Source organism: Buchnera aphidicola (Ceratovacuna keduensis) (assembly GCF_039372665.1).
Classification (GTDB): Bacteria; Pseudomonadota; Gammaproteobacteria; order Enterobacterales; family Enterobacteriaceae; genus Buchnera_G; species Buchnera_G aphidicola_D.
Genome location: NZ_CP134994.1, coordinates 319846 through 334235 on the forward strand (window position 1 = coordinate 319846; position 14390 = coordinate 334235).

At 15.3% G+C, this 14390-nt stretch carries 12 protein-coding genes and 1 tRNA gene; 6 read left to right on the forward strand and 7 right to left on the reverse strand.

Translation table 11 applies throughout. From position 1 onward, the window contains the following. Positions 1-6: 6 nt before the first annotated feature. Together recB and recD are read left to right on the forward strand one after the other, a co-directional pair. Positions 7-3468 carry an exodeoxyribonuclease V subunit beta gene (gene recB, locus RJK19_RS01515; RefSeq protein ID WP_343183946.1) on the forward strand — a complete coding sequence of 1154 codons (3462 nt, stop codon included), beginning with the start codon at positions 7-9 and terminating at the stop codon, positions 3466-3468. Beyond that, positions 3458-5212, forward strand: a complete 1755-nt coding sequence (gene recD / locus RJK19_RS01520) for an exodeoxyribonuclease V subunit alpha (protein ID WP_343183947.1) — start codon at positions 3458-3460, stop codon at positions 5210-5212. The genes recB and recD overlap by 11 nt, the downstream gene beginning before the upstream one ends. A 5-nt stretch (positions 5213-5217) precedes the next feature. Here the strand turns inward: recD and RJK19_RS01525 are convergent. Then, positions 5218-5294 (reverse strand) — tRNA-Met (locus tag RJK19_RS01525). Positions 5295-5409: 115 nt separating this feature from the next. On the opposite strand from RJK19_RS01525, the gene nusB reads away from it, so the two are divergent. Beyond that, positions 5410-5826, forward strand: a complete 417-nt coding sequence (gene nusB / locus RJK19_RS01530; RefSeq protein ID WP_343184215.1) for a transcription antitermination factor NusB — start codon at positions 5410-5412, stop codon at positions 5824-5826. Between the two features lie 49 nt (positions 5827-5875). Here nusB and RJK19_RS01535 read toward each other — a convergent pair whose 3' ends face one another. After that, positions 5876-7066: an MFS transporter gene (locus RJK19_RS01535; RefSeq protein WP_343183948.1), complete on the reverse strand. Its 1191-nt coding sequence runs from the start codon at positions 7064-7066 to the stop codon at positions 5876-5878. 68 nt (positions 7067-7134) lie between these two features. Here RJK19_RS01535 and RJK19_RS01540 point away from each other — a divergent pair, with 68 nt between their 5' ends. Further along, complete coding sequence (locus tag RJK19_RS01540) at positions 7135-7446, forward strand: TusE/DsrC/DsvC family sulfur relay protein (RefSeq protein WP_343183949.1); 312 nt, start codon at positions 7135-7137, stop codon at positions 7444-7446. 12 nt (positions 7447-7458) lie between these two features. On the opposite strand, the gene cyoE is transcribed toward RJK19_RS01540, so the two are convergent. Genes cyoE through cyoA form a run of 5 tightly spaced genes read right to left on the reverse strand, consistent with a single transcriptional unit; the run spans position 7459 to position 12131 of the window. Continuing rightward, positions 7459-8319, reverse strand: a complete 861-nt coding sequence (gene cyoE, locus RJK19_RS01545; protein ID WP_343183950.1) for a heme o synthase — start codon at positions 8317-8319, stop codon at positions 7459-7461. Positions 8320-8321: 2 nt separating this feature from the next. Then, entirely contained in the window at positions 8322-8639 is a 318-nt protein-coding gene (locus tag RJK19_RS01550; RefSeq protein WP_343183951.1) for a hypothetical protein, read from the reverse strand. Further along, on the reverse strand, positions 8636-9259 hold the full coding sequence (locus RJK19_RS01555; RefSeq protein WP_343183952.1) for a cytochrome c oxidase subunit 3: 624 nt from the start codon (positions 9257-9259) through the stop codon (positions 8636-8638). Before RJK19_RS01555 ends, RJK19_RS01550 begins: the two co-directional genes overlap by 4 nt. A 29-nt stretch (positions 9260-9288) precedes the next feature. Beyond that, on the reverse strand, positions 9289-11241 hold the full coding sequence (locus RJK19_RS01560; RefSeq protein ID WP_343183953.1) for a cbb3-type cytochrome c oxidase subunit I: 1953 nt from the start codon (positions 11239-11241) through the stop codon (positions 9289-9291). Positions 11242-11276: 35 nt separating this feature from the next. Further along, positions 11277-12131 carry a ubiquinol oxidase subunit II gene (gene cyoA / locus RJK19_RS01565; protein ID WP_343183954.1) on the reverse strand — a complete coding sequence of 285 codons (855 nt, stop codon included), beginning with the start codon at positions 12129-12131 and terminating at the stop codon, positions 11277-11279. Between the two features lie 256 nt (positions 12132-12387). Here cyoA and clpP point away from each other — a divergent pair, with 256 nt between their 5' ends. Together clpP and clpX are read left to right on the forward strand one after the other, a co-directional pair. Next, a complete protein-coding gene (gene clpP, locus RJK19_RS01570) occupies positions 12388-12999 on the forward strand; it encodes an ATP-dependent Clp endopeptidase proteolytic subunit ClpP (protein WP_343183955.1) in 612 nt (203 codons plus the stop codon). A gap of 76 nt (positions 13000-13075) precedes the next feature. Then, on the forward strand, positions 13076-14329 hold the full coding sequence (clpX, locus tag RJK19_RS01575) for an ATP-dependent Clp protease ATP-binding subunit ClpX (protein WP_343183956.1): 1254 nt from the start codon (positions 13076-13078) through the stop codon (positions 14327-14329). The last annotated feature ends 61 nt before the right edge of the window (positions 14330-14390 follow it).

Below are 14390 nucleotides of genomic sequence, written 5' to 3' on the forward strand. Positions count from 1 at the left end.
TAAAATATGAAAAAATTAAATATACTAAAAATAAATTTTTTAAAAAATTCTTTAATAGAATCTTCAGCAGGTACAGGAAAAACTTTTAGCATAATTATATTATTTTTAAGATTAGCATTAAACATAAATATAAAAAATAAATATATTAAAAATTTAAATGTAAATAAAATATTAATATTAACATTTACAAATTATTCTAAAAATGAAATATACAAAAAAATAAAAATAATGATTTCAGAATTTAAAAAAGATTGTATTAAAAAAAATAGCAATAATATTATATATAAAAAAATTATAAAAAAAATAAAAAATATTAATAAAGTTATAGAAAAATTATCAAAAATAGAAAAAGAATTTGACGGTTCTTCAATATTAACAATTCATCAATTTTGTAACAATATTATAAGAGAAAATAATTTTTTATTTAAAATAGGATTTTATAAAAAAATAATAAAAGATGAAGAAAAAATAATATTAAATTCTATAAAAAATTTTTGGAGAAAAAATTTTTATAAACTTCCAAAAGAAATAGTAAAAATAATATATTTTTATTGGAAAGAACCAAAAAAAATTTTTATTGAAATAAAAAACATAATAAAAAATAATATAAAAACCAAATTATATAAAAAATTTGAAAAAAATAATATAAAATCTTATCATACTTTATTAATAAAAAAAATTATTATATTAAAAAAAAAATGGAAAACTATTGAAAAAACAATTAAAAAAATAATAAAAAATTTAAAAAAAAACAAAAAAGGATATAAAATAATACTAAGATATAAAAAAAAAATAAATATATGGTATAAAAAGAAAATAAAAAATTATAATATACCAAAAGAAATAGAAAAAATAGTAAATTTGAAAAATATAAAAACATATGTATATATATATAAAAATTTAAAATATTTTTCAAATTATATTAAAAAATTTTTTAAAAAAAAATTTTTTATGAAAGAATTTATAATTTATAAAATTATAAACAAAATACCAAAAATTATAAAAATAGAAAAAAAAAAAGAGTCAAAAATAAATTTTGATGATCTTACAAAATGTATTAAAAAATCTATAGAAAAAAATAAAAACATACTATTACTAATAAAAAAAAAATATCCTATTGCTATTATTGACGAATTTCAAGATACAGATATATATCAACAAAAAATTTTTTTGAAAATATATAATAAAAAATCAAAAAAAAATATAATGATAGTTTTTTCAGATCCAAAACAATGTATATACAATTTTAGAAAATCAAATATATTATTGTACAACAATTTTAAAAAAAAAATAAAAAATCATTATTTTTTAGATACTAATTGGAGATCATCTCCTAATATAGTTAAATTTATAAACAAAATATTTTTAAAAAATAAGTATCCATTTTTAACAAAAAAAATAAAATTTATAAAAACAAAATATAAAAAAAAAAACAACAATATAAAAATAATTATTAATAAATCTGAAGAAAAAAATTTTCAAATAATATTTTATAAAAAATCCAAAATAAATTTTGAAAAATATTTTTTATGGGCATCAGATCAATGTGCTAAACAAATATCAAAATGGTTATCACTTGGAATTAAAAAAAAAGCTATAATAAAATATCATAATAAAAAAAAAATTATAGAAAAAAAAGATATAGTAATTTTAGTAAAAAATAAATCAGAAAATAATTATTTAAAAAAATCTCTAAATAAATATGGAATAAATTCATATTATCAACTAGAAAAAATTAATATATATAAAACAGAAGAAATAAAAGAAATATTAATATTATTAAAATCTACATTAGATTTTTCAAATAAACAAAAAATTATAAATGCAAATAGTACTAAAATAATTTCAAATAGTATACATGAAATTTATAAAATAAATATTAATAAAAAAAAATTTTTTAAACAAATAAAAATATTTAAAAAATATAATTATATATTAAGAAAAGAAGGAATATTAAATTTAATAAAATATATAATAAAAAATAATATAATTAAAAAAAATATTTTTAATAAAAATAAAATGGAAAAATATATAAAAAAATATTTTTATATAGCAAAACATTTAGAAAAAAAAATATATAAAATAAAAAAAATAAATTTATTTATATATTGGTTAGAAAAAAAAATTTTTCAAGAAAATGAAAAAAAAAAATATTTTAATAAAAATGAAAAAACAAATAAAATAAAAATAACTACTATATATAAATCTAAAGGATTAGAATATCCAATAGTAATAATACCATTTTTAATGCATTTTAAAAAAGAAAAAAATTTTATATATTATGATAAAAAAAAATTTATAAAATTGATTGATTTAAAAAAAAAAAAATATAAAAAAAAAATTTTTTATGAAAATATAAAAGACAGTATAAGATTATTATATGTATCTTTAACTAGAGCTATAGTACATTGTACAATAATAATATCTGCTATAAAAAAACGAAAAAACACAGAATATACTGATGTACATAATAGCGGAATTGGAAATATTTTGCAAAATAGAAAGAAAAAAAAATTTAAAAGTTTTAAAAAAATAATAAAAAAATTAAAAAAAGAAAAATTTTTAAAAATTGTTAATAAAATAAAAAATATAAAAAAATATATAGAAATAAAAAAAGAAAAAAAAGAAAAAAAAAATATAAATCTAAAAAAAAAGTATATAAAATATAAAATAATAAGCTTTACAAAAATTAATAATAATATAAAAAAAAATAAAAATAAAAATGAAATAAAAAACTTTTTTTTAAAAAAAGATAAAAAAAAATTAATTTTTAATACATATACTTTTCCTAGAGGAAAAATTTTTGGGAAAATATTACACAAAATATTAAAAAAATTTATAAATAAAAATGATACAAAAATTTATTGGATAAAAAATGAAATAAAAAAATATAATTTAAATTATAAATGGGCAGAAATAATATATTTTTGGATGAAAAATATAATTAACACAAGCATAAGTAAAAATGGTATAAAATTATCAAAAATAAAAAAAAATAATTTTGTTCAAGATATGAAATTTAATATATATATTAAAAAAAAATCTGATATTAAAATATTTAATAAATTAATTTACATAAAAAAAAATAAAAAAAAAAAATATAAAATATGCAAAAAAATATTTGTTGGAATTATAGATATAGTTTTTTTATGGAAAAATAAATACTATTTTATAGATTTTAAATCTAATTATTTAGGAAATAAAAAAAAAAACTATAGTAAAAAAAAAATAAAAAAATATATCTTGAAAAATAAATATGATATTCAATATAAAATGTATTTATTAGGAATAAATACATATTTAAAAAAAAATATTAAAAAATATAAATTCAAAAAACATTTTGGAGGAATATTTTACTTATTTTTAAGATCTTTTGAAAAAATAACAAAATGTAAAAAATATGGAATTTTTTTTATATTTCCTAAAAAATTTTTAAAAAAAATAAATAGTAAAAAAAATGAAACATAAAAAAATATTAAAAAAATTATTAAAAAAAAAAATAATTTATAAAACAGATGTTTATCTATATAAAATTTTAAAAAAAAAAGAAAATTTTTTAGTAAAAACTATAATAATACTTCTAATATATTCATATAAAAATGGAAAAATTTCTTTAAATACTAAAAAAAAAAAAATAAAAAATAATATTATGAAAAATGTTTTTAAAAAATTTTTTAGTATAAAAAATTATTATGAAAGTATAAAAAATAGTAAAACTATAGGAACAAAAAAACCATATAATTATCCAATAATATTTTATAAAAAAAAATTTTATTTTAATAAAATATTTTTAATAAAAAAAAAAATTTTTAGTAAAATTTTAAAAAAAAAAAAAATAAATAAAAATATTTATAAAATAAAAAAAATATTTAAAAAAAATAAAAATATTAATTTAAACAAATTACAAAAAATATCTATAATAATGTCTATTATAAATAAAATCACATTTATATTTGGAGGACCTGGTACTGGAAAAACTACTGTAATATCTTCAATAATTTTTTTTATTTTAAAAATATGTAAAAAAATAAAAAAAATAAAAATAGTTGCTACAACAGGAAGAGCTTCTTTTCATATGTTAACATCTATACAAAAAAACTTATTAAAGTTGAAAATTGAAAAAGATCAAAAAAATAAAATTCCAAAAAAATCTTATACCATACATAGTTTGCTAAAAATAAATCCAGGAATCACATATCCAAAATTTAATAAAAAAAATAAATTAAATGTAGATTTATTAATAATAGATGAATCTTCTATGATAAGTCCCATATTATTAAAAAACTTAATACAATCAGTAAAAAAAAATACAAAAATAATTTTCCTAGGAGATTTTAATCAATTACCACCAATAAATGAAATAAATATAACTAAACAAATATGTAAAAATTTTAATAATAATTTTAGTAAAAATATGTTAAAAATATTAAAATATATAATAAATTATAATAGCGCATCAAAAAAAAAAAAATATCATATAAATGATAATATATGTATATTAAAAAAAAATTATAGATTTAAAAAATGTTCTGGAATATATAAAATATCTAATATGATATTAAAAAATAAAATTAAAAAATTAATAAAAAAAATAAAAGAAAATAAATTAGATAATGTATTTTTTAAAAAAATATCAAATTTTAAAGAATATAAAAATATGATAGAAACAATATTAAATAAATATAAAAAATATTGGAGTCTAGTAAAAAAAAATGAAAATCCTAAAAAAATATTAAAAGAATTTAATAAAATTAGAGTTCTTTGTGCTATAAAAAAAGGATTTTTTGGTATAAAAAAAATAAATAAAAATATAAAAAAAATTATGATAAAAAAAAAAATCATAAAAAATAAAAAGTGGTATATAGGAAAACCTATAATAGTAAAAAAAAATCACAGAGATTTAAATATATTTAATGGATATATAGGAATATTATTATATGATAAAAACAAAAATAAAAAAATATTTTTTAAATCTTATGATAATAAATTTATAAAAATTCCAAAATATGCAATAAAACATTATGAAGTTTCATGGTCAATGACAATACACAAATCTCAAGGATCGGAATTTGAAAAAACAATAATAATAATACCAAACAAAAAATATAAAATTTTAAATAAAAATCTTATATATACAGGTATAACAAGAACAAAAAAAAAAACTATTATTTTTTCAGATAAAAAAATACTTATAAAATCTATAAAAAAATAAAAAATTGGTTGCGGAGGTTGGATTTGAACCAACGACCTTCGGGTTATGAGCCCGACGAGCTACCGAACTGCTCCACTCCGCTTATAAAAAAAAATTATATAATATATACATAATTATTATACATTTTTTATAATATTATGCAATACTTAATATAAATAAAAATTAATAAAATATTTTAAAAAAAAATAAAGGAAACAATTAATATGAAATCTAGAAGAAAAGCTAGAAAATGTGCAGTTCAACTACTTTATTCATGGCAAATATCAAAAAATTATATAAAAGATATAGAAAATCAATTTATAAAAGAAAAAAAAACTAAAGGAGCAGACTTAATTTATTTTCATGAAATAATTTCAGGAATATCAAAAAATTATATATATTTAGACAATTTAATAAAAAAATATATATCTAAAAAAATAAATAAAATAGGACAAGTAGAAAAAGCAATATTAAGAATTTCTTTTTATGAATTAACAAAAAGATATGATATACCTTATAAAGTTGCTATAAATGAAGGAATAGAATTAGCAAAATATTTTGGATCTTCTAAAAGTCATAAATTTATAAATGGAATTTTAGATAAAGCAGCTAATTATATTAGAACAAAAAAATAATAAAAAAATATATTTATTAAAAATTTTTAAATATAAAATTTAAATTATTTTAAAATTTATTTAAAAAACCTTTTTTACTAGTTACAAAATATAATAATATTAAAAAAATACAAAATAAAAAAACTAATTTAAAATTTATAAAACTGCACAATGTTCCACTAAAAATATTACCAATAGACATACCAAAAATTTGAAAAGTAGTATATATAGATGTAATAATATTTTTATCATATAAACTAGATTTATTAAAATTTTTTCTAATTACAATAGGTAAAATAGAAGATAATAAATTATAAACTAAAAAAAATGTTCCAATACTTAAAAACAATAAAATTTTAAAATTATTATTAAAAAAAAATATAATTTCAGAAATTAAAAATAAATAAAATAAATAAATATAAATATTTTTATTAGTAATATTTTTTCTAACAAAAAAAATTAAAATAATAGATAATAAAAATGATATTAAAAATATATAAAAATATATTTTATAATAAAAATTTTTATTAGTATAAAAAATAGAAAAAACCTGTGAAAGTACAGAAAAATTTGATGAAAAAATAAAATTAGATATAAAAGTATATTTAATAAAATTTATATTAATATTATTTTTAAAAAAATAAAAAAAATTATTTTTATCAAAATATTTTTTTTTAATATTTTTTCTTGACAAATCTTTTGGTATAAAAAAATAAGAAAAACATAATAATAAGAAAGATAAAATAGATGAAATTAAAAAAATATTTTTTAATCCTATTTTTTTAAATATAAATATAGAAAAAGACATAGACAAAAAAAAAGATAAACAAAATGTAATTCCAATAGAAAAAACAGAAAAAATTCTGTTTTTCTTACTAGTATTAACAATTAATATGTCAGTCAATATAGAAGAAGAACTAAATCCCTGTAAAGATCTTCCTAATAAAATACCCCAAATAGAATAAGAAAAAAAACAAATTAAATTTCCAATAAAAAAAAATAACATACTTATTAAAACAGTATTTTTTTTTCCTATTATTAAAGAAAAATAATATAAAGGAACTTGAGAAATTATTTGAAAAATTCCATATATACTTAAACACAAACAACTTAAAAATTTACTATTTCCATTAATTTCTAAATAATAAAAACTTAATATAGGAAAAACAAAAAACAAACTTATATTTCTAAAAAAAAATATTATTAATATTATCAATATTGTTTTAAAATTACTAAAATTGTTTAAAATATATTTTTTCATAAATATTTCTTATATAATAAAACCTTTGTTATAAATAATAAAATGATCAAATTTTAATATACTTAAAAATGAACAAAAAAAATAAAAAAATATTAGATAAAAATGGATATTTAAAAAAATACAAATATTGGAATAAAAAAATTGCAAATCAAATAGCAATAAAAGAAAATATCACACTAACAAAAACGCATTGGATAATAATTAAAATAATTAGAAAATTCTATATAAAATTTGAAAGAACACCATCAATGTTAATTGTATATAAAATATTAAATAAAAAAATAAAAAAAAAAATATATTTAAATAAACTTTTTAATAATGATTATATTAAAATATCTAGTAAAATATCAGGATTACCAAAAACAAATATATGTATATAATTTATATAAAAATTACATATAATGAATTGCAATAAAAAAACTAGTTATAAAATTTGAAAATATAGATATTAAAAAAGAAAAATAAAATATTTTATTATTTTTATAAAAATATGCTAATAAAGTAAAAAATAACCAAAAAAAATTAATTAAAGTAGAAAAAATAAAAAATTTATTTAATGAAAAATTATATAAATAAAATAAATTAGAAAAAATTGTAAAAAAAAATATACATAAAGATATCATACAAACAGTAAAAAAAATATCTTTTTTTAAAGGTAAAATTGGAATTTTTGCATTTTTATAATCTTTAATTCTAAATATTGAAATTATATAAAAATGAGGTATTTGCCATAAAAAAAATATTATAAAAAACAATAAAAAATTTAAATCTAATTTTTTACATGCAGAATAATATCCTATTATAGGAGGCATTGCACCAGAAATGCTTCCTATAAATATAGAAAAAATAGATTTTTTTTTTAAATATAAACTATATAAAAATATATAAATAAAAAAACCTAAAAAAGATAAAAAAAAAGAAAAAAAATTTACAAAATAAAACATTATAATAAAACCTAAAAAAAGCAATAAATATGAATAAAACCAAGCATATACAATAGAAATTTTTTTTATAACTAAAGCTCTATTTTTAGTTCTAGTCATATTCTTATCAATACTAATATCAATAATATTATTTAAAACACAACTTCCAGATATAATTAAAAATAAACTAAAAAATGTAAAAAAAAATAGATTTAAATTAATATTTCCTTTAGAAGCAAATATAAAACAAGAAGAAAAAGTAATCAAATTTCCAAAAACTATTCCTGGTTTTATTATTTGAAGATAATATTTTATATTTTTTAATTTCATATTTAATTTACCATAGTATTACTATGTAAACTAAGCATAATAGATCTGGATCCAAAAATTATTATAAAAATTATTATTAAAGTAAAAATTATAGTAATTATATTATAATAACTTTTATAATTTTTATATTTTATATGTAAAAATATATTAAAATATATAATTAAATTAACTATAGAAAAAATAAATATTAAAAAACGTTTTAAATTTTTATTTAAAACATTAAATTTAATTAAAAAAATAGAAATCAAAAAAATAGTAAAAGAAACAATTGTAAAAAAAAAATAATGAATATATTTTTCTTTTTTTATATAATTTTTCATTTTATAAACCCAAATAAATATATGAAATTAAATATTAACATCCAAATAATATCTAAAAAATGCCAAAATAAACCTAAACAAAAAAATTGAATATACATATTATAATTAAATGCACTTAAATTAAATTTTATTAACATAAAAATTATCCATAATAAACCAAATAAAATATGACATGCATGTAAAGTTAATAAAGAAACAAAAGAAGAAAAAAATCCATTTTTAGATATAAAAAAAACATTTTTAGATAAATTAAAAAGTTCATTTACTTCTATTAAAACAAAAGCAAAACCTAATAAAAAAGTTAACATAATAAAAACATAAAAATAAAAAATTTTTTTATATTTCAAAAAAACCATAGAAATACTATAAGTACAAGAACTAAATAATAAAAAAGAAGTTTCTAAAAAAACATAATATATATTAATTAAATTATTTTTAAAAATATCAAAATTATAATTATAAGAAATTACAAAATATACTGAAAAAAAAACAGAAAATAATATACAATCACTCATTAAATACATCAAAAATCCAAATATAACATTTGAATTTAAAATTTTATTAAAAGAAATATGTTTTAATTTAAAATTATTATCTATTTTAATATTATTATCATTCATAATAATTAACCTGTTTTAAAAAAAATATATTATTTTTTTTTATTATACTTTTTTGTACTAATAAAATGTTTTTCTTGATCATAAAAAAAATTTTTAATTAAAAAAAATAAAATAATTATAAAAGAAAAACTAAATATCCACAAAATTCTCCAAACTGCTGAAAAACCTAATAATATAGAAAAAAACCCTACATAAAAACCTATAGAAGTATTTTTAGGAATATTAAAACCATTATTATTTTTAACATATCCAGCATTTTTAACATTTTTATTTTCCCAAAATTGATCTATTTTCTTAACTTTTGGATAAAACATAAAATTATAATGCTTTGGAGGAGAAGATGTAGACCATTCTAAAGTTCTTCCATTCCAAGGATCAGATAAATTAATATTTTTACATTTTTTTTTAAAAGATACTATAAATTGAATAATTTGAAACATTATTCCAATAAAAATTAAAACAACACCTAATAAAGAAATAAATAAAAGATTATGAAATTCAAAATCTATATTTTGACTTATTCTTCTTGTCATTCCAAAAAAACCTAACAAATAAACTGGAATAAAAGTTACAAAAAAACCTATTATCCAAAAATAAAAGGATATTTTTCCAAATTTTTCATCTAATGTAAAACCAAACATTTTAGGAAACCAATAATTTATTCCAGCAAAGCATCCAAATACTACACCACCTATAATAACATTATGAAAATGAGCTACTAAAAATAAACTATTGTGTAAAATAAAATCTGCAGCAGGTAATGATAATATTACTCCAGACATACCTCCTATAGAAAATGTTATGATAAATCCAATAGTCCATAACATAGAAGAGTGCATTTTTATATTTCCTTTATACATAGTAAATATCCAATTAAAAACTTTTACTCCAGTAGGAATTGCTATTATCATAGTAGCTATTCCAAAAAAAGTATTTACACTATATCCTGACCCCATAGTAAAAAAATGATGAGCCCATACTACAAAAGACAATAATGTAATAGACAAACTAGCCCACACTAATGAATTATATCCAAACAAATGTTTTCTTGAAAAAGTAGAAACTATTTCTGAAAAAATTCCAAAAGCTGGTAGAATTAATATATATACTTCAGGATGACCCCAAATCCAAATTAAATTTATATACATCATTGGGTTTCCACCTAAATCATTTGTAAATATATGAAATCCAAAATATCTATCTAAAGTAAGTAATAATATTGTTGCCGTTAAAACAGGAAATGAAGATACTATTAAAATACTAGAACATAAAGATGTCCAAGTAAATATTGGCATTTTAAATAATGTCATACCAAAAGTACGCATTTTTAAAATTGTAACTATAAAATTTATTCCAGTTAATAAAGTTCCTATTCCAGAAATTTGTAAGCTCCATATCCAATAATCTATTCCAACTCCAGGACTATATTTTATTTCTGATAAAGGAGGATATGACAACCATCCTGCAGATGCAAACCTTCCTACAAATAAGGAAATATTAACTAATATAGCTCCACTAACTGTTAACCAAAAACTTAAATTATTTAAAAATGGAAAAGCTAAATCTCTAGAACCTATTTGTAAAGGAACTACAAAATTCATTAATCCTATTATTAATGGCATAGCAACAAAAAAAATCATTATGACTCCGTGAGCAGTAAATATTTGATCATAATGATAAGATGGAAGAAATCCACTTTTATTAAATATATTTTGCTGATATGAAGATAAAAATTGTTGACTTTTCATCATAATAGCATCAATAAATCCTCTAAAAAACATAATAATTCCTAATATAATATACATTATTCCAATTTTTTTATGATCTACTGAAGTAATCCAATGTTCCCAAATATATTTCCATTTATTATATTTATTAATAAAATATATAGAAATAAAAAAAAATATACAAACAATAAAAAAAGTAAAAACTATTATAGGTTCATTAATAGGTATATCATTAAAAGTTAAATTTCCTAACATATTCAAAATATCTCCAAATATAAAAATTTTTAATGTTAATTTTTACAATTAAATTTTGATATAACATTATTTAATAAATTAGGATAAACATTAGAAAAATATTCTATTTCTCTATTTTTTCTAGAAATTTGTAAACTATAAAAATTATTTATATTATTTAAAGAATTTTTAGATTTTTTTATATTTTTTATCCAATTAAAAAATTCATTATTGTTTTTAAAAACTATTGCAGAAAATTTCATTCCAGAAAAACCATTTCCACTATAATTTGCAGATAAACCTTTATATACACCAACATGATTAGCAATTAAGTATAATTTTGTTTTAGCTCCAGGCATAGTATATATTTGACTTCCTAAACTAGGAATAAAAAAAGAATTCATAACAGATCCAGAAGTTAAATTAAATTTAATAGGAGTATTTACTGGAAATGATACTTCATTTATAGAAGCTATTTTATAATTAGGATAAATAAATAACCAACACCAATCTAAAGAAATTACATCAATTTCTATAGTTTTATTAATACTATTAATATTCTTTCTTGGATCTAAATCTTTAGTAGAATTTATAGAAATAATAGATAGAAAAAAAATTATTATTATAGGAATTGTCCATATTATAGATTCTACAATATATGAATCTTTCCAATTAGGACTATAAATCTTATTTTTGTTATTTTCATTATATTTATAAACAAAAAATATTGTCATAAAAATAACAGGTATTATAACAAATAACATAGTAAAAAATAAAATTAAAATTAAATTATTTTCTTTTTCTCTTATATAACTATAATCATATATAAAAAATTTATATTTAATTTCAGAAATTATAATACTAAAAAATACAAAAAAAATGAATATTAATATATTAAATTTTTTTATCATAAAATTCCTCAAAATTTACTTAAAAATACAAAAATTTTAAAAATATTATTAATAATATAAAATATATAACAATTATATAAAATATTTAAAAAAAATATAATTTTTAAATAATATAAATATTTTATAATAAAAATATTATTATTTTTATAATAAAATATTTATATTATTTTAATATACAATTATTTTATTATTTTTGATCTAAATAAAAAATAATTGTATATTAAAAACTAACTTATTAATAAGAAAAATACAAAAAATGTTTAAAATAAATAATAAAAATGTCTCAACAATAATACCAACTGTAATAGAAAAAACTAGTAGAGGAGATAGAGCATATGATATTTATTCTAGATTGTTAAAAGAAAGAATTATTTTTTTAACAGGAATTATAGATGATAATTTATCAAATAATATAATATCTCAATTACTTTTTTTAGAATCTAAAAATATGAAAAAAGAAATTTATTTGTATATAAATTCTCCTGGTGGTTCAATAACTTCTGGTATGTCTATATATGATACGATTCAATTCATAAAACCAGATGTAAATACAATATGTATAGGGCAAGCTTGTTCTATGGGAGCATTTATATTAACTACTGGAACTAGAGGAAAAAGATTTTCATTACCTAACTCAAGAATTATGATACATCAACCAATTGGTCAATATAGAGGGCAAGCAACAGACATAGAAATACATGCTAATGAAATAATACTAATTAAAAAAAAAATAAATAAAATAATGTCTAAACATACAGGAAAAAATATTGAAGATATAGAAAAAGATACAGAAAGAGATTACTTTTTATCTTCTAAACAAGCTCTAAAATATGGATTAATAGATTATATATTAAAAAAAAGAAAATAATATAAAAATATTAAAAAATATTTTTCAACATTTTTATAATATTAAAAAATATTTTTTTTAAATAAAGGAACTAAATATGAAAGAAAAAATAAACAATAATATAAAAAAAAAATTATATTGTTCATTTTGTAATAAAAATCAAAAAGAAACAAAAAAATTAATTATAGGAATAAATTCTTGTATATGTAATCAATGTATAAATACATTTTCAAAAATAATGAAAAAAGAAAAAAATAACATAAAAAAAAAAAAAAAATATAAAAAAAAATATACTCCTATAAAAATAAAAAAAAAATTAGATAAATACATAGTAGGACAAGAAAAAGCAAAAAAAATATTATCTGTTGCTGTATATAATCACTATAAAAAAAATGAATATATAAAAAAAAATAATAAAAAAAAAATAAAAATAGATAAAAGCAATATTTTATTAATAGGTCCTACAGGAAGCGGAAAAACTTTATTAGCTCAAACTTTATCAAAAATAATAAAAGTTCCATTTATAATATCAGATGCAACAACATTAACTGAAGCTGGATATGTAGGAGAAGATGTAGAAAATATAATATATAGATTATTACAAAGTTGTAATTTTAATATAAAAAAAGCTGAATCAGGAATAATATATATTGATGAAATAGACAAAATATCTAAAAAATCAGAAAATATGTCTATTACTAGAGATGTATCAGGAGAAGGAGTTCAACAATCTTTGCTAAAAATAATAGAAGGAACAGATGCACTAATATCTCCTAGTGGTGGTAGAAAACATCCTGATCAAAAATTAATAAAAGTAAATACATCAAAAATACTTTTTATTTTTGGAGGAACATTTTCAGGAATAAAAAAAATTATTTTAAATAGAATAAAAATAAAAAATAACTTTGGTTTTAATAAAATAGAAAAAAATATAAAAAAAATAACTAAAAAAAATATATTAGAAAAAATAAATACAAAAGATCTTATAAAATTTGGATTTATACCAGAATTTATAGGAAGAATAGCAATTATAACAATATTAAAAAAATTAAATAAAAAAGATTTAATAAAAATATTATGTAAACCAAAAAATTCTTTAATAAAACAATATAAAGAACTATTCAAAATGGAAAAAATAAAATTAGAATTTTCAAAAAGAGCTATACAAGAAATAGCTAAAAAATCTATTTATATAAAAACTGGATCTAGAGGTCTTAGACTAATATTAGAAAAAATTTTATTAAACATTATGTATGATATTCCATCAAAAAAAAATATAAAAAAAATATTAATTAACAAATCAGTTATAAGCAAAAGATCCTTACCAATATTAATAAGTAAAAAAATATAAAAAAATTATCATATTGTAAAAAAAAATGTTTAATTTATTTATTAACATTTTTATTAATAAA

What these genes read in the sequence shown, in the direction of transcription:
- recB (WP_343183946.1), top strand. Translation starts at nt 7, where the DNA reads ATGAAAAAATTAAATATACTAAAAATAAATTTTTTAAAAAATTCTTTA.
- recD (WP_343183947.1), top strand. Translation starts at nt 3,458, where the DNA reads ATGAAACATAAAAAAATATTAAAAAAATTATTAAAAAAAAAAATAATT.
- RJK19_RS01535 (WP_343183948.1), bottom strand. Translation starts at nt 7,066, where the DNA reads ATGAAAAAATATATTTTAAACAATTTTAGTAATTTTAAAACAATATTG.
- RJK19_RS01540 (WP_343183949.1), top strand. Translation starts at nt 7,135, where the DNA reads ATGAACAAAAAAAATAAAAAAATATTAGATAAAAATGGATATTTAAAA.
- cyoE (WP_343183950.1), bottom strand. Translation starts at nt 8,319, where the DNA reads ATGAAATTAAAAAATATAAAATATTATCTTCAAATAATAAAACCAGGA.
- RJK19_RS01550 (WP_343183951.1), bottom strand. Translation starts at nt 8,639, where the DNA reads ATGAAAAATTATATAAAAAAAGAAAAATATATTCATTATTTTTTTTTT.
- RJK19_RS01555 (WP_343183952.1), bottom strand. Translation starts at nt 9,259, where the DNA reads ATGAATGATAATAATATTAAAATAGATAATAATTTTAAATTAAAACAT.
- RJK19_RS01560 (WP_343183953.1), bottom strand. Translation starts at nt 11,241, where the DNA reads ATGTTAGGAAATTTAACTTTTAATGATATACCTATTAATGAACCTATA.
- cyoA (WP_343183954.1), bottom strand. Translation starts at nt 12,131, where the DNA reads ATGATAAAAAAATTTAATATATTAATATTCATTTTTTTTGTATTTTTT.
- clpP (WP_343183955.1), top strand. Translation starts at nt 12,388, where the DNA reads ATGTTTAAAATAAATAATAAAAATGTCTCAACAATAATACCAACTGTA.
- clpX (WP_343183956.1), top strand. Translation starts at nt 13,076, where the DNA reads ATGAAAGAAAAAATAAACAATAATATAAAAAAAAAATTATATTGTTCA.